The 16,228-nt window shown below is 56.7% G+C and carries 12 protein-coding genes and 1 riboswitch; of the genes, 5 read left to right on the top strand and 7 right to left on the bottom strand.

Features of this window, described 5'->3' with window-relative positions; genetic code table 11:
- Positions 1-7 precede the first annotated feature (7 nt).
- Complete coding sequence (locus N9C89_RS03175) at positions 8-994, top strand: siroheme synthase (protein ID WP_263952388.1); 987 nt, start codon at positions 8-10, stop codon at positions 992-994.
- Here the strand turns inward: N9C89_RS03175 and gcvP are convergent, their stop codons facing one another.
- From gcvP to gcvT, 3 genes are read right to left on the bottom strand one after another with little or no spacing between them, the layout of a single operon-like run.
- Positions 995-3,859 (bottom strand): aminomethyl-transferring glycine dehydrogenase, encoded by a 2,865-nt coding sequence (gene gcvP, locus N9C89_RS03170; RefSeq protein ID WP_263952387.1) that lies wholly within the window; start codon positions 3,857-3,859, stop codon positions 995-997. It lies immediately after the preceding gene.
- 9 nt (positions 3,860-3,868) lie between these two features.
- Positions 3,869-4,228, bottom strand: a complete 360-nt coding sequence (gene gcvH, locus N9C89_RS03165) for a glycine cleavage system protein GcvH (RefSeq protein WP_263952386.1) — start codon at positions 4,226-4,228, stop codon at positions 3,869-3,871.
- 14 nt (positions 4,229-4,242) lie between these two features.
- Complete coding sequence (gene gcvT / locus N9C89_RS03160) at positions 4,243-5,373, bottom strand: glycine cleavage system aminomethyltransferase GcvT (protein ID WP_263952385.1); 1,131 nt, start codon at positions 5,371-5,373, stop codon at positions 4,243-4,245.
- Positions 5,374-5,531: 158 nt separating this feature from the next.
- Positions 5,532-5,628: riboswitch (glycine riboswitch) on the bottom strand.
- Between the two features lie 72 nt (positions 5,629-5,700).
- Between gcvT and N9C89_RS03155 the strand changes: the two genes are divergently transcribed.
- The gene (locus N9C89_RS03155) at positions 5,701-6,255 is read left to right on the top strand and encodes a gamma-glutamylcyclotransferase family protein (RefSeq protein WP_263952384.1); all 555 of its coding nucleotides are present in this window, start codon (positions 5,701-5,703) and stop codon (positions 6,253-6,255) included.
- Here the strand turns inward: N9C89_RS03155 and N9C89_RS03150 are convergent.
- The 4 genes from N9C89_RS03150 to N9C89_RS03135 form a co-directional block, all read right to left on the bottom strand.
- On the bottom strand, positions 6,239-7,660 hold the full coding sequence (locus tag N9C89_RS03150) for an MATE family efflux transporter (protein ID WP_263952383.1): 1,422 nt from the start codon (positions 7,658-7,660) through the stop codon (positions 6,239-6,241). The genes N9C89_RS03155 and N9C89_RS03150 overlap by 17 nt on opposite strands.
- A gap of 105 nt (positions 7,661-7,765) precedes the next feature.
- Positions 7,766-9,088, bottom strand: coding sequence for a glutamate--tRNA ligase (gene gltX / locus N9C89_RS03145; protein WP_263952382.1), 1,323 nt, complete (start codon positions 9,086-9,088; stop codon positions 7,766-7,768).
- Between the two features lie 79 nt (positions 9,089-9,167).
- Positions 9,168-9,593, bottom strand: coding sequence for a DUF1801 domain-containing protein (locus tag N9C89_RS03140; RefSeq protein WP_263952381.1), 426 nt, complete (start codon positions 9,591-9,593; stop codon positions 9,168-9,170).
- A gap of 60 nt (positions 9,594-9,653) precedes the next feature.
- Entirely contained in the window at positions 9,654-11,306 is a 1,653-nt protein-coding gene (locus N9C89_RS03135) for an NAD+ synthase (RefSeq protein WP_263952380.1), read from the bottom strand.
- A gap of 273 nt (positions 11,307-11,579) precedes the next feature.
- Here N9C89_RS03135 and N9C89_RS03130 point away from each other — a divergent pair, with 273 nt between their 5' ends.
- The 3 genes from N9C89_RS03130 (at position 11,580) to N9C89_RS03120 (ending at position 16,220) form a co-directional block, all read left to right on the top strand.
- Positions 11,580-13,001, top strand: a complete 1,422-nt coding sequence (locus tag N9C89_RS03130) for an MORN repeat-containing protein (RefSeq protein WP_263953272.1) — start codon at positions 11,580-11,582, stop codon at positions 12,999-13,001.
- A 277-nt stretch (positions 13,002-13,278) separates the two neighbouring features.
- Positions 13,279-14,856, top strand: a complete 1,578-nt coding sequence (locus tag N9C89_RS03125) for a 2-isopropylmalate synthase (protein WP_263952379.1) — start codon at positions 13,279-13,281, stop codon at positions 14,854-14,856.
- 326 nt (positions 14,857-15,182) lie between these two features.
- Positions 15,183-16,220, top strand: coding sequence for a rod shape-determining protein (locus tag N9C89_RS03120; RefSeq protein WP_263952378.1), 1,038 nt, complete (start codon positions 15,183-15,185; stop codon positions 16,218-16,220).
- The last annotated feature ends 8 nt before the right edge of the window (positions 16,221-16,228 follow it).

Here is a 16,228-nt window from a genome sequence, read left to right as displayed (position 1 = left end):
ACACCCCGTGAAAACCTTTCCGATGTTCCTCAAAATGACCGACCGCCGCATTGTGATTGTCGGCGGTGGCGAGCAGGCCGCGCAGAAATGCCGCCTTGCCCTTAAGACAGAGGCTCAGATCGTGATCGTTCATTCGGGCGAGATCGACGCGGAGCTTGCCGACATCATCGACGAAGGCCGCGCAGAGCGCATAGCAGGCGAGATCACACCCGAAATCTTCGCAGGGTCCGCGCTTGTGTTTGTCGCGACCGGAGACGAAGAAACCGACGCCCATATTCACGGCGTTGCCAAATCCGTTGGCGCCACCGTGAATGTGGTGGATCAGCCCGACCTGTGCGATGCCTTCACCCCCTCGATCGTGGACCGTGACCCCGTTGTTGTAGCCATCGGCACCGAAGGAACCGCACCGGTTCTGGCTCGCCAGATCAAAACGCGGATGGAAGAAATTCTAGAGCCAAACCTCGGCGGGCTTGCGGCCCTCGCTGGGCGGCTTCGCAACAGCGCGGAACAAAACCTTGGCCCAATCAAGCGACGCGATCTATGGCGTTGGGTGTTTTCCGCAAGCCCGCGCGCAGATTTCACCTCGGGGCGCGAGCGCCCAGCAGCCCTTGCGATCAAAGAGGCTATCGCAAACGGCGGCGCACCAACCGAAGATTTGCCGGGTGTTTGCGTTGTTTCCACGGGTGCAGACAGCCGTGATATGATGACTTTGCGTGCGGTAAAGCGGATGCAGGAAGCAGACGCGATCTATTTCGCACCCCTAAAAGACATGACCGTTCTTGAGCTTGCCCGCAGGGACGCCGAACGCGTTGAAACCACTGAAAGCAATGATGTTTTTCAACAGCTTCTTGACGCTGCGCAGGCCGGTAAGCGTGTCGTTTGGCTGACCAACGCAGATACCGAAGCCTCTACGTTCTGCAAAGAATTGGCGGCAGAATGTTCCGCCGCCAATATCCGTTTTGAAACCGTCGCGGGTGTGTTCCCGCGCGGGTAATTACTCTGCTGCGTCGAGGTATTCCTCAAGTGGCGGGCATGTGCAAACAAGGTTTCTGTCGCCAAAGACGTTATCTACGCGGCCAACGGGCGGCCAGTACTTATCAACCTTGAAGGAGCCCGGAGGGAAGCATCCCTGCTCGCGGCTATAGGGGCGATCCCATTCACCAACAAGCGACGCAACCGTATGCGGCGCATGTTTCAGCGGATTGTTCTCCGCGTCCATTTCGCCGCTTTCAATCGCTGCAATTTCGGAGCGGATCGACAACATCGCGTCGATGAAACGGTCAAGCTCGGCCTTGGTTTCAGACTCCGTCGGCTCGATCATCAGGGTGCCGGCAACCGGCCAACTCATAGTCGGCGCGTGGAAGCCGCTGTCCATCAGGCGCTTGGCGATATCATCTACGGTCACATGCGCACTTTCGGCAAACGGACGTGTATCAAGAATGCACTCATGCGCAACATTGCCACCTTTACCGGTGAACAGCACGTCATACGCACCAGAGAGCCGCGCTTTGATGTAGTTGGCGTTTAGGATCGCAACCTTGGTTGCCTGCGTAATCCCTTCGCCGCCCATCATCAGGCAGTAAGCCCAACTGATCGGCAGGATCGACGCGCTGCCATAGGGTGCTGCCGAAACCGGCCCCTCTTCTCCGCCCGTCTCGGGGTGCCCAGGTAGGAACCGCGCAAGATGCGCGCGCACACCGATTGGCCCCATGCCTGGACCGCCGCCGCCATGCGGGATGCAGAAGGTTTTGTGCAAGTTCAGGTGGCTCACGTCGCCGCCCAGTTTGCCCGGCTGAGAAAGCCCAACCATCGCGTTGAGGTTCGCCCCGTCGATATAAACCTGCCCACCGAAATCATGGGTGATCTCGCAGACTTCCTTAACGGTTTTCTCAAACACGCCGTGGGTCGACGGATAAGTGATCATGCAAGCCGCGAGATTTTCGCCCGCAGCTTCGGCTTTGGCGCGGAAATCTTCCACGTCGATGTCACCATTCTCCGCAGATTTCACCACAACAACCTTCATGCCGCACATCTGTGCCGAGGCTGGGTTTGTGCCGTGAGCCGAAACCGGAATGAGGCAGACGTCGCGATGGCCCTCGCCACGCGACCGATGATAGGCGGCAATTGTCAAAAGCCCTGCATATTCACCCTGCGCACCGGAGTTGGGCTGCATCGACATTGCGTCATAGCCCGTAATCTCGCAGAGGCGCGCGGAAAGGTCTTCGATCATCTCTGCATATCCAGCGGTCTGATCTTTGGGCGCGAAGGGGTGCACTGTGTTGAATTCGGGCCATGTGATTGGCATCATTTCAACGGCTGCATTGAGCTTCATTGTACATGAGCCAAGCGGGATCATCGCCCGATCCAGCGCCAAATCGCGGTCTGCCAAGCGGCGCATATAGCGCATCATCTCGGCTTCGGCGCGGTTCATGTGAAAGATCGGATGCGTGAGGTAATCGCTCTCACGCAGGAAGGGAGCTGGGAAGCTTTGCTCAAGGCTTTCGGGGGTATCCGCAAGCCATTCATGCGCGGATTTATTCACACCAAAGGCGCGCCAAACCGCTTCGATCAACCCCGCATCAACCGTCTCGTCAACCGAAATGCCAACGCGGGTGTCATCAACAGCGCGCAGGTTGATGCCCTCGGCTTCGGCATTTTTAAGGATCGCTTTCTGGAATGCACCCACTTCAACGGTGATCGTATCAAAGAACGCCTCTGTCTCGACCTCAAAGCCACCATCACGCAGCCCGTTTGCCAGCGCGACCGTGTTGAAATGCACCATTTCCGCGATGGATTTCAGACCCTTCGGCCCATGGAACACAGCAAAGAAGCTCGCCATCACGGCCAAAAGCGCTTGCGCGGTACAAACGTTGGAAGTGGCTTTTTCGCGGCGGATGTGCTGCTCGCGCGTTTGCAGCGACAGGCGATAGGCCTTCCCGCCCTGCGCATCCACAGACACACCAACAATCCGGCCTGGCATGGTGCGCTTATAGTTGTCAGCACAGGCCATAAACGCAGCGTGCGGGCCACCGAAACCAAGCGGAACACCGAAGCGCTGCGCAGAGCCAACGGCAATATCAGCACCAATCGCGCCCGGCTCTTTGAGCATAGTCAGGGCGAGCAGATCAGTCGCCATAATCGCGCTGGCTTTGGCGGCATGAAGCGCCTCGACCTCAGCCGCAAAATCGCGGATTTCGCCATAGGTTCCAGGATATTGGAAGATCGCGCCAAATACCTCTTCGGCAACGAGATCGTCAGGATTGCCAACGATAACTTCGATACCTAATGGTGCCGCCCGCGTTTGCATAACCGCGATATTCTGCGGGTGGCAATTCTCGTCGATAAAGAACGCCTTTGCCTTGGATTTCGACCCACGTAGCGCCATTGCCATTGCCTCGGCACAAGCGGTAGCCTCATCCAGCAGAGATGCGTTGGCAACAGGAAGGCCGGTCAGGTCGCTTACCATAGTCTGGAAGTTCAGCAGCGCCTCAAGACGCCCCTGTGCGATTTCGGGTTGGTAGGGCGTATAGGCCGTATACCACGCCGGATTTTCCAGAATATTGCGCTGGATTGCCGGCGGGGTCACACAGCCATAGTACCCCTGCCCGATCAGGCTGGTCATAACCTTGTTTTTCTTGGCCACCTTGCGCATTTTTTCCAAAAGCGCATGCTCCGTCATTGGCGCCCAAGGCAGGGCTTCGGCCTGACGGATACTGCCCGGAACTGTGTCGTCAATCAGCTCATCGAGCGACGCGTAGCCGATTGCTTTGAGCATCTCGGCCATTTCATCTGGCGACGGGCCGATATGGCGGCGGTTTGCGAAATCATAGGTGTTATAACCAGTGGTCTGATAGGGCATTTTGTGTCCTTACCCGATGAAGGCTTTATAAGCGGCTTCGTCCATCATGTCGTCCATTGGGCCGAGGTCTTCGACCTTGATCTTAAAGAACCAAGCGTCGTTCTCTGGATCGTCATTTACCTTACCTGGCTCGTCGACAATTGCTTCGTTCACTTCGACAATCTCGCCGTCGATTGGCGCGAGGATATCGGAAGCGGCTTTCACACTCTCGATTACCACAACCTCGTCGTCCTTGGAGACTGTTGTGCCAACGTCTGGCAGTTCAACAAAGACAACATCTCCAAGCTGCTCTGCGGCGTGCTCGGTAATGCCAACAACAACAACGTCGTCCTCGACGCGCAGCCACTCGTGTTCTTCGGTGTATTTCATGGGGAGTCTCCTGTTTAACGTTTATAGGTTGATGGCCGGAAAGGCATATCTGCCACGGTTGCGGGGAGCCGCTTGCCACGCACTTCGGCATAGATAACGGTGCCGGTTTCCGCGTGGTCGATAGCAACATATCCCATCGACATGGGCCGTTCGATACTGGGGCCAAATGCGCCCGATGTCACCTGCCCCATCGGCTCTGTGGCGTCGGCACTGGCGAAAAGCTGGGTTCCGGCTCGCATTGGCGCGCGCCCTTCAGGCAGAATGCCTACGCGGCGGCGGGTTGCCCCTTTTTCAAGCTCTGCGAGAATTCGTTCGGCCCCGGGAAAGCCGCCTTCGCGTTCGCCGCCTGTGCGGCGGGCCTTTTGCATCGCCCATTCAAGCGCGGCCTCGACCGGCGTTGTTGTTTCGTCGATATCATTACCGTAAAGGCACAGCCCCGCTTCAAGGCGGAGACTATCTCGTGCACCTAAGCCGATTGGCTCCACACCATCTTGGGCCAGAAGCGCACGGGCAAATTCAACCGCGCTGTCGCTGGACACTGAAATCTCGTAGCCGTCTTCGCCAGTGTACCCAGAGCGCGAAATCCAAAGCTCGCCGAAATCCGATTCCACAACAGCAACATCCATGAACACCATATCGGCCGCAGATGGTACGAATGCAGCAAGCGCTGCTTCGGCTTTCGGGCCTTGCAACGCAAGCAATGCGCGATCTTCGATAACCTCGACCTCACAATCAGCAAGGTTCGCCTTCATATGCGCGACATCAGCCTCTTTACAGGCCGCGTTGACCACGAGGAACAGGTGGTCGCCACGGTTGGCCACCATCAGATCGTCGAGAATGCCGCCGTCTTCGTTGGTAAAAAGAGCATAGCGCTGACGCCCCTCTTTGAGCGGAACGATCGAAACCGGCACCAGACGCTCAAGCGCCGTTGCGGGATTATCACCGCGCAGGATCACTTGCCCCATATGGCTCACATCAAAGAGCCCCGCGCCGGTGCGTGTGTGCAAATGCTCTTTCATCACGCCGAGCGGATATTGCACGGGCATGGAATAGCCCGCGAATGGCACCATCTTGGCGCCCAATTCTACGTGGAGGTCATGGAATACGGTCTGCGCCAGATCCGCGTCGAGGTGTGGGTTGGCCATTTGCCTTCTCCTCATCACCGGTACAACACTGGATATTCAGCGCGGCACCAAAACAAGCCCGCCCCATGCGCGCTCTCCTGATGCCCCCTCTGTCTCTGCCTTGCGGCGCCTGAGATCGTTATCCCTTCGGCGGGCCAATGGCCACTCTCCAGAGTTTTGGTATCCGAGCGGTCCTGAAGCCTGAGAGTTTACCGGGGCGGTTGCTCCTTCGGCACTGAAAGGCATTCGCCCCGCAGATTCTCCCACTTGGATGTCGCATTATGTACCCACCTGTGCGCTTTTGGGCAAGGGGTTGTATTCGCCGGTATACAGGTTAAATCCGGTTACATGAAAAACCCTTTCTTCTTTGGCTATGGTTCGCTCGTGAACCAATCGACCCACACCTACACCAACGCCCATCGCGCCCATGTTACCGGCTGGCGGCGCACGTGGCGCTTCACACCGCATCATCCCGTCTCGCTTTTGACGGCGATCAGATGTGACGAGAGCAGCATTGACGGATTAATCGCCGAAGTTCCCGGCGCGGACTGGGCGGCCCTTGATGAGCGCGAAAGCGGATACAATCGACATGTCACCGACGCTGTGCGCCACCCGCTAGCGTTCACACCCGAAATCGCGATCTATGCCGTTCCCGAGCAAGAGCCGTTTGATGCAGACGAAGGACCAGGCATTCTGCTCAGTTATCTCGACGTTGTGGTTCAGGGGTATTTGCGTGAATTCGGCGAGGAGGGCGTTGCGGATTTCTTTGCCACAACAGATGGCTGGGATATTCCCATTCTAAATGACCGCCTCGCGCCCAAGTATCCGCGCGCCCAAGAGTTGAGCCCCTCAGAAACCGCATTGGTTGATGCTTATGTGGCCAAGGTCAACGCCGGAAACTAAACAGAGACATCCAGCGGCTCTGGCTTCGAAACGCCTCTGGAGCAACCGGTTTTTCGGCGCGGATGTCGCGCATGACCCGCGCCACCAACACAAGTGCAATCGCCGCAAAGACGACGCCGCCAATCGCCTGTCCAATCAGCACCCCTTCGGCCCCGTATAACATGCTGCCGAATATCACGAACGGGATCGTCCCAAGTGTGTTCCGGCCCCAGTTTACCATGGTGGAATAGAACGGGTGGCCAAGGTTGTTAAAGGACGCGTTCGCCACGAAAATCACCCCGTTGAAGAACCACAAGAGCGCCAAAGGCCCGCAGAACAGCAAGATAATATCCGCCGTCACCCCATCCGCACGGAATAGTGCAAGCACAGGGCCGCGCAGCGCAAAGAGGATCAGCGCCACAATCAGCACGTAGCCCGCGATAAACAGCAGCCCATCTTTGAAGGCCCGCTGCACGCGGTCATGCAATTGCGCGCCATAGTTTTGGCCGATGATCGGTCCGATGGCCCCTGAGAGCGCGAAAATCACACCGAAAGCAATCGGTACCATCCGCGACACCACCGCCATTCCGGCGACGGCATCCTCTCCATATTCGGCCATCGCGCGTGTCACATAGGCCTGTCCGATGGGCGTTGAAAGCTGTGTCAGAACCGCAGGAACTGCAAGCGTATAAATCGCCCGAAAATCAAGCGCGAACTCCTCTGAAGTTGGCTTTTGCAGGCCGCCATAGTGTTTATAAATCGGGATCAGCGCATAGCTGGCAATCGCTATTCGCGCCGCCACCGAAGCAAGCGCTGCGCCCGTCAGTTCCAGATCAAGCCCGAAGATCAGGATGGGATCGAGCACTGCGTTAACAACGCCGCCAAGAATGGTCGCAAACATCGCGCGTTTGGCATCGCCATGCGCCCGCAAAATCGCACCGCCAACCATGCCAACAAGCAGCAGCGGCAGGCTTGGCACGATAATACGCAGGTAGGATACCGTGAGCGGCAAGACATCGCCTTTTGCCCCCATCCACCCCGCGAGCGTCGGTACGAATATCCAGACCGTCGCAGCAAAGACACTTCCGAACAAAACCCCATAAAACAGCGAGGTTGTTGCGCGGCGGCGCGCCATATCCTCGTCGCCCTGCCCCAAAGCACGGGCGACCAGCGCTCCCGCGGCGATGGACATGCCAATGCCGAAAGAACTGGTGAAAAACAGGATCGCGCCCGCATATCCCACAGCGGCGGCAAGCTCGGCTTTGCCCAGCATCGAGATGAATATCATGTCGACGAAATCAACAATGAACACCGCCATCAACCCAATAGACGCGGTGAGCGACATGACAGTGACATGTCGAAATAGATTGCCGGTTAGGAACTTAGCCTGCGCGTTCGCGGGTTTGGCGGGTTCGGAATTTGACATGCAACCTCCCTGATCGCCGCGCAGAAATACACGCGGGCACATGTGCAGGAAGGCTGACTATAGCGACGAAAACCCGAATGGGAACCGCAAAAACGGTCGCGCGATCTAGCCTTTGGCGCGGATCACCTGAAGCAGCGGCAGCACCGCGCTCATATCTGGTCCGTGTTCCATCCCAGTCAGAGCCTTGCGCAGCGGCATGAAAAGCCCCCGCCCTTTGCGACCTGTCGCTGATTTAACGGCGGTGGTCCACTCTTTCCAGCTTGTCGCGTCATATGGACCATCCGGCAGAAGCGCGAGCGCCTCGGTAACGAATTCCGCGTCATCCGTATCAATCACAGGGTCCGCACCATCGCGGAACAGAGTCCACCAGCCTTCAAGATCAGCCATGGTCGAGATGTTCTGGCGCGTAGCCTCCCAAAACGCTTCTGCCTGATCGTCCGGAACGCCAAGTGCCGCGATTTGATCGGCGACATCGGCAAAGGGCTGCTCGGCCAGAACGCGCGCGGTCAGAGGTTTGAGGTCTTCAACGTCGAATTTGGTTGGCGCAGACCCGAATTTGCTCAGGTCAAAACCTTTGATCAGGTCATCCATTTCTGTGCGCAGTTCAACAGGGTCGCTAGAGCCAAGCCGCGCCATCAAGCTCAAGATCGCCATTGGGGCAATCCCTTGTGCGCGCAGATCACGAAGCGCCAATGTGCCGAGCCGTTTTGACAGCGCCTCGCCCTGCGGGCCCGTCAAAAGCGAATGGTGCGCGAAGTTTGGAACCTTGCCGCCAAGTGCTTCGATGATCTGGATTTGTGTGGCGGTGTTGGTCACGTGGTCGCTGCCGCGCACAACATCGGTCACACCAAAATCAATATCGTCACAAACCGACGCGAGCGTATAAAGGAACTGCCCGTCACCACGGATGAGAACAGGATCAGACACGCTGGCCGCATCAATCGACAGATCGCCAAGAATGCCGTCATGCCACTCAATACGTTCCTGATCGAGCTTGAACCGCCAATGGCCGCCACGCTCCGCGCGCAAAGCGTCTTTCTCGGCTTCGGACAGCTTTAGCGCCGAACGGTCGTAAACCGGCGGCTTGCCCATGTTAAGTTGTTTCTTACGCTTGAGATCAAGCTCCACAGGTGTTTCAAAACACTCGTAAAACCGCCCATCTTTGCGCAGCTGCTCTGCGGCTTCTTCGTAGCGCTCAAGCCGTGTGGACTGGCGCTCGATCCGATCCCACGTTAGGCCAAGCCATGTGAGGTCTTCTTTGATGGCCTCGACATATTCTTCCTTGCTTCGCTCCGGATCGGTATCGTCAATCCGCAGGATAAACTCACCACCTTGAGCGCGCGCGATCAAATAGTTGAAAAGCGCGGTCCGAAGGTTCCCGATATGGATATAGCCTGTCGGGCTTGGGGCAAAGCGGGTGGTTGTCATGGCAGGGCCTCTTGGATGGTTTGGCCCCTCTTACGCTGCCCTGCGACGGCAGGCAAGTAACCCGCAGGATTTCCCGCGTTTATGTCGGCTTAACGGGCCAGTGACCCTCAAGATCGCGCAGACCCGCACCGATCAACTCCTCAAGCACATCCGTATCGATATCCGACAGCTTATTGAAATAGAGACACGCCTTGCCGAGTTTATGCTTGCCAAGCCGCGCAAGAATATCGCCAAAGTCGCTATAACCGGGCATGATGTAGACAGAGAAATTTGCCTTACGTGGGGCAAAGCCCGTTGCCAAGAAGTCCCCTTCTCGCCCACTTTCATAGCGATAGTGGTATTGCCCGTAGCCAACAATCGCCTCGCCCCACATCACCGGATTATATCCAGTGACACGCTTGAATATATCATTCAGCTTGAGCGCATCCGCGCGTTTGCCCTCGTGTTCAATCGCTGCAAGATAGGCGTGAACGTCCTGTTCGGTGGGTTGGGTCTTGTTGGCCATGGCGCACCTCCTAGCGCTCAGTTTTCGCAGACCGAACGTCAGTGGCAAGGCTTTTCTGGCTTAGGAGCCGTCGCGCCAGCGGTTCACAATCGGGTAGCGACGATCAAGCCAGAACGCGCCTTTGGTCAACCGCGCACCGGGGGCGGACTGAAAGCGCTTGTACTCTGAGATATAGATCAGATGTTCCACCCGCTTCACGGTTTCGCGCTCAAACCCTTGCGCAACCAGATCAGCCACAGACAAATCCTCATCCACCAGCCCGTGCAAGATTGCATCCAGAACCTCATAGGGCGGTAGGCTGTCTTCGTCTTTCTGATCAGGTCGAAGTTCGGCGCTTGGTGGCTTATCAATGATTGAGACAGGGATAACTTCGCCTTCTGGCCCCTTCATCCAGTCACGGTGATTGGCGTTACGCCAGCGACACTGCTCAAACACACGGGTTTTATAAAGGTCCTTGATCGGGTTATAGCCGCCCGCCATATCGCCATAGATCGTGGCATAGCCCACAGCGACTTCGCTTTTGTTGCCCGTCGTCAGGAGCATCTCGCCGAACTTGTTGCTCATCGCCATGAGAAGAAGCCCACGTAGTCGCGATTGGATGTTTTCCTCGGTCAGGCCCGGTTCCATCCCCTCAAAGAACGGCGCGAGCGTATTTGTAATCGCGGCGCGCCCCTCGGCAATTGGCACATAGTCATAGTGACACCCAAGGTTCTTCGCCACGGCCTCCGCATCATCAAGCGACCCTTGCGACGTATATTCACTGGGCAACATAACACAGCGCACGTTCTCCGCGCCCAGCGCGTCCACGGCGATCGTCGCAACAATCGCAGAGTCGATTCCGCCGGACAACCCAAACAGAACCTTTTTGAACCCCGTCTTGGCCATATAATCGCGCAGCGAGAGCACCATCACGTGATAGTCTTGCTCCCAAGCATCAGGGCGCGGCGCGACTTCGCCGTTCACAACGCTCCAACCGTTTTCACCCTTTTTAAAATCGAGGTGGCGTAGCTCTTCGGCAAATACGCCCATCCGATCCACAAGCGCACCATCCGAACCGAGGGTGAAACTTGAACCGTCAAAAACCTGATCGTCCTGTCCGCCAACCATATTCAGGTAAACAAGCGGTAAACCCGTGTTGTTCACTCGAGCGCGCATCCGCTCAAGGCGCGTTGGGAATTTATCGCGATAATAAGGGGATCCATTAGGTACCAGCAGGATTTCCGCGCCCTGCGCCGCCAAACTTTCGGCAACGCCATGGTGCCATGAATCCTCGCAAATCGGGCTGCCGATCTTGAGCGGCCCAACTTGATAGGGAGCGCCAACCTCTCCGGCTGCAAACAGCCGCTTTTCGTCAAACACGGTTTCATTCGGCAATTTGGTTTTGAGCGCCCGATGCGCGATCACACCACCCGAAAGAATGTAATAGGCGTTAAACAGCTTTTCGCCATCAAAGTACGGACCGCCAATCCCGATGACCGGCCCATCCGCACAGTCTTTGGCCAAACCTTCGATGGCCGCCATCGCATCGCGAAAAAACGCGGGTTTGCGCACAAGATCCTGCGTTTGATAGCCAACAGAGAACATTTCCGGCAGGGCCAGCATATCAGCTTTGGCGGCGCGGGCTTCTTCCCAAGCGGCGCGCGCTTTGGCGATATTTCCGTTGATATCCCCAACAGTGGGGTTAAGCTGCGCCAGAGTTAATCGAAATGTCACGAGCTGTCCTGTCCTCTCGATACGTTTACCGAAGTTATCTACCCAAGCCCCTGCCCAAGGGAAAGGGGGCACAGGTAATTAGACGCTCATTAACTGCTTGTGAACGCAAAAGCGTTGTCACCCCAAATTCTGTCCCATAAGCTGCCATAGCATTTCGTTGGATTCTCGGGGGTTACGGTGCCAAAAGCGATACTAGTCAAGGCCGAAACACAAACCACGGCAAAGACGCTTGCCCTCGGTTTCGGCACAAGCGCACTCATTTTGCTCGGGTCTATGGCATTCGCGCAGGACACTCTAACCAAAGAATACGACAATGGCGGCGTCTATGAAGGCACGTTTCAAGACGGCAAACAACACGGGCGCGGCACCTATACGCTGCCTAACGGCTATCGCTATGAGGGCGAATGGGTCGAAGGGCAGATAAAAGGGCGTGGCAAAGCCGAGTTCCCTGGCGGCGCTGTCTATGAAGGACAGTTCGACCAAGGCGAGCCGCATGGGTTTGGCAAAATGACTTTTGCCGATGGCGGTGTCTATGAGGGCGACTGGCTTGATGGCGAGATTACCGGCAATGGCATCGTGACCTATGCAAACGGTACGACCTATCAGGGTGGGTTCAAAGGCGGGCTACACCACGGCGTTGGGACGCTCGAGAGCCCCAACGGCTATATCTATGCTGGAGAGTGGGTTGACGGGGTCAAAGAAGGTCAGGCCGAAATCACATTTCCCGGCGGCGCAACCTATAAGGGCGACGTTGTAAACGGCACCCGCAGCGGCTCCGGCAAACTCGTGATGGAAGACGGGCTTTCTTATGTGGGCGGATGGCTCAACGAACAATTTCACGGCGAAGGCGTGCTGACCCAATCAAATGGCGATGTCTACACCGGCCAATTCGAAAATGGCAAACGCGCGGGCTCGGGCAAAGTCACCTATGCGAACGGCGATGTTTATGAAGGCCAGTTCACCAATGACGAACGCCACGGCCAAGGCACATTCAACGGGGCGGACGGGTATAAATACGTCGGCAACTGGGTAAACGGCAAAATCGAAGGCGAAGGCGAAATCACATACCCTGATGGTGCGGTCTATACAGGCACTTTCGCGGCTGGTTTGCCCGATGGAACCGGAAAAATCACATATGCCGACGGGGGAACCTATGAGGGCGGATGGAAAGCGGGCGTCATCGAAGGCGAAGGCCGCGCAACTCAATCAAGCGGCATGGTCTATGAAGGCGGGTTCAAAAACGCCCAGTACCATGGAATCGGCAAAATCACCTATTCAAGCGGCTATGAATACGCGGGGGCTTGGGAAAATGGCCAACGTCACGGCGAAGGCACCACGAAATATGCGGATGGTTCGATCTATGAAGGCGCGTTCGTAAACAACAAGCGCGAAGGCATCGGCGAAATCACGATGCCGGACGGGTTCAAGTATTTCGGTCAATGGAAAGATGGCCAGATCGACGGCGAAGGCGTCGCCACATATGCCAATGGAGATGTATACACTGGTGAGTTCAAACAAGGGAAACGTGCAGGTAAGGGCACGATGGCCTTTGCCAGTGGCGAGGAAAAAGAGGGAATCTGGCGCAACGGTGCATTAACCGATGGCACCGAAGACAGCACCGAAGCCAACGAGACAGACCCAGCGCCAGACACCAAAGACTCCGCAACACCCGAAGCCCCGGCAAACGACGGCTAGATACTGAAAATCTACCTTTTCGCGGTTTGTTGCGAAAATCCTCTTTTCTTTCGAGGCGGGCTGCGTATGATCGCGCCCATGAACGCAAACGCACATATGTCTCTTATTGCAGCCGCGCCGGTTTCCGGTCGTGGCGCTGGCCTATGCGCACTGCTGCTACTTAGCTGCCTCTGAGCGTGCCATTTCTGGCGCGAGCGCTCAGGGGAGGACACCGCGCCAAGAGAGGGCAACAAATCGCCCGTAACCAGCACAGCTAAGACATAAGAAAGATTTCAAAATGACCGATACAGCCAAACAAGATCACGTCTTGATTTTTGACACCACATTGCGCGACGGCGAACAAAGCCCCGGCGCAACAATGACCCACGACGAGAAACTCGAAATTGCCGAGATGCTCGACGATATGGGTGTTGATATTATCGAGGCCGGTTTCCCGATTGCATCAGAAGGTGATTTCGCGGCCGTAAGCGAGATTGCGCGCCGCGCAAAGAGCGCCCAGATTTGCGGCCTTGCCCGTGCGAACTTCAAAGATATCGATCGCTGTTGGGAGGCCGTCAAACACGCCGCTCGCCCACGCATCCACACATTTATCGGAACATCGCCACTTCACCGCGACATCCCGAAACTCAACAAAGACCAGATGGCGGAGCGCATCCACGAAACCGTGACCCATGCGCGCAACCTCTGTGACAACGTGCAATGGTCCCCGATGGACGCGACCCGCACCGAGGAAGACTATCTCTTCCGTGTGGTAGAGATCGCGATCAAAGCAGGCGCGACGACAATCAACATCCCTGACACTGTGGGCTATACCGCCCCGCGCGAGAGTGCGGACATCATCCGGCGCTTGATCGAGAATGTGCCGGGTGCTGACGAGATCATCTTTGCGACGCACTGTCACAACGACCTCGGCATGGCGACAGCCAACTCCCTCGCCGCGGTTGAAGCTGGTGCCCGCCAGATCGAATGCACGATCAACGGCCTTGGCGAACGGGCCGGCAACACCGCTCTCGAAGAGGTGGTGATGGCGCTCAAGGTCCGCAATGACATCATGCCCTACCAAACAGGGATCGACGCCAAGAAGATCATGCAGATCAGCCGCCGCGTTGCCTCCGTTTCTGGGTTTGCTGTGCAGTACAACAAAGCCATCGTTGGCAAGAACGCTTTTGCACATGAGAGCGGCATCCACCAAGACGGGATGCTCAAAAACTCAGAGACATTCGAGATCATGCGCCCCGAAGACGTGGGCCTCACCGAAACCAATATCGTGATGGGCAAACACTCCGGTCGCGCTGCATTGCGCTCGAAGTTGGCGGATCTCGGCTTTGAATTGGCCGACAACCAACTCAAGGATGTGTTCGTTCGTTTCAAAGAGTTGGCCGACCGCAAGAAAGAGATTTTCGAGGATGACCTCATCGCCCTCATGCGGGACTCTGACGCAAGCGAACAGAACGACTACCTCAAGGTAAAATCCTTGCGCGTGGTTTGCGGCACCGATGGTCCGCAGGAGGCCGCGTTGACCCTCACTATTGACGGTGAGGAGAAATCCGTCACCGCAACCGGAGATGGCCCCGTTGATGCCACCTTCAACGCTGTTAAGGCTCTCTATGACCACAGCGCGCATCTTCAACTCTATCAGGTTCACGCCGTAACCGAAGGCACAGACGCGCAGGCCACCGTCAGCGTGCGGATGGAAGAGGATGGCAACATCGCCACTGGCCAATCCGCTGATACCGACACTGTCGTTGCCAGCGCCAAAGCCTATGTCAACGCGCTCAATCGCCTGATCGCGCGCCGCTCAAAAGTCGCGCCGAATTCAGACGTGAAAGAGATCAACTACAAGGATGTCTCATAGGCCTTTGCCAAGAGAATCCACCTCTAAGACCAAAGGGGCGCCACATTAAATTGGCGCCCCTTTTGCATAGCCCAACCCCCGAGAGCGAGTTCGTTACGGCTATGGAATGGTGCCTTCGGACAGCGCAAATGTTGCAAAATGTAAATAATTGCGGAAAATCAAGGCAATTCCGCGCACAAAAATGTCAGATATCTGCAAGCGGCAAAAACTCGCCTTTGGCCCCCTAATGTTCTCTTTATAATCTGCAAAGGGCCGATTATAAGTGTGAATGGCCTGTAATCCGAGAGTCGGACAGGCAAAAACCAGAAGAATTGGGACAGTGGGCTATGGCAGGATTTGCAGGATTGTTTTCGTCGGATATGGCGATTGACCTTGGGACGGCGAACACGCTCGTTTACGTCAAGGGCAAGGGTGTCATTCTGAACGAACCTTCCGTGGTTGCCTATCACGTCAAAGACGGGCGCAAACAGGTTCTCGCCGTGGGTGAAGATGCTAAACTCATGCTTGGCCGGACGCCGGGAAGCATCGAGGCCATCCGCCCGATGCGCGAAGGTGTGATCGCCGATTTCGACGTGGCCGAAGAGATGATCAAACACTTCATCCGTAAGGTCCACAAACGCACCACGTTCTCCAAGCCAAAGATCATCGTCTGTGTACCCCACGGTGCGACACCGGTTGAGAAACGCGCGATCCGCCAGTCGGTTCTGTCAGCAGGCGCACGCCGCGCCGGATTGATTGCAGAGCCGATTGCCGCTGCGATTGGCGCGGGAATGCCGATCACGGACCCGACAGGCAACATGGTTGTCGACATCGGTGGCGGGACAACCGAAGTGGCGGTACTGTCGCTTGGCGATATCGTTTATGCGCGCTCGGTTCGCGTTGGTGGTGACCGGATGGACGAAGCGATTATCAGCTACCTTCGTCGCCAGCAGAACCTCTTGATCGGGGAAAGCACAGCCGAGCGTATCAAGACCTCTATCGGCTCCGCGCGGATGCCTGACGACGGGCGCGGCTCCTCCATGCAAATCCGCGGACGCGATCTTTTGAACGGTGTGCCAAAAGAAGTTGAGATCAACCAAGCGCAAGTGGCCGAGGCCCTTGCAGAGCCGGTACAACAAATCTGCGAAGCCGTGATGACCGCGCTTGAAGCAACCCCGCCAGACCTCGCGGCCGACATCGTAGATCGCGGCGTTATGCTAACAGGTGGCGGTGCGCTTTTGGGCGAGCTTGATCTGGCCCTACGTGAACAAACTGGCCTTGCTGTTTCGGTTGCGGATGAGTCGCTCAACTGTGTGGCGCTCGGCACTGGCAAGGCGCTCGAATACGAAAAGCAACTGCGTCACGTCATCGACTACGACAGCTAATTAGACAC

Source organism: Halocynthiibacter sp. SDUM655004 (assembly GCF_026015885.1).
GTDB lineage: Bacteria > Pseudomonadota > Alphaproteobacteria > Rhodobacterales > Rhodobacteraceae > Falsihalocynthiibacter > Falsihalocynthiibacter halioticoli.
Note: the sequence above shows the minus strand (reverse complement) of the source record. Positions and strands in the feature narration are given on the sequence as shown.

Coding starts and splice junctions, on each gene's coding strand:
- gcvH (WP_263952386.1), bottom strand. CDS start 4,228: ATGAAATACACCGAAGAACACGAGTGGCTGCGCGTCGAGGACGACGTT.
- N9C89_RS03120 (WP_263952378.1), top strand. CDS start 15,183: ATGGCAGGATTTGCAGGATTGTTTTCGTCGGATATGGCGATTGACCTT.
- gcvP (WP_263952387.1), bottom strand. CDS start 3,859: ATGCCCTATCAGACCACTGGTTATAACACCTATGATTTCGCAAACCGC.
- N9C89_RS03130 (WP_263953272.1), top strand. CDS start 11,580: ATGGCATTCGCGCAGGACACTCTAACCAAAGAATACGACAATGGCGGC.
- N9C89_RS03155 (WP_263952384.1), top strand. CDS start 5,701: ATGAAAAACCCTTTCTTCTTTGGCTATGGTTCGCTCGTGAACCAATCG.
- gltX (WP_263952382.1), bottom strand. CDS start 9,088: ATGACAACCACCCGCTTTGCCCCAAGCCCGACAGGCTATATCCATATC.
- gcvT (WP_263952385.1), bottom strand. CDS start 5,373: ATGGCCAACCCACACCTCGACGCGGATCTGGCGCAGACCGTATTCCAT.
- N9C89_RS03150 (WP_263952383.1), bottom strand. CDS start 7,660: ATGTCAAATTCCGAACCCGCCAAACCCGCGAACGCGCAGGCTAAGTTC.
- N9C89_RS03140 (WP_263952381.1), bottom strand. CDS start 9,593: ATGGCCAACAAGACCCAACCCACCGAACAGGACGTTCACGCCTATCTT.
- N9C89_RS03125 (WP_263952379.1), top strand. CDS start 13,279: ATGACCGATACAGCCAAACAAGATCACGTCTTGATTTTTGACACCACA.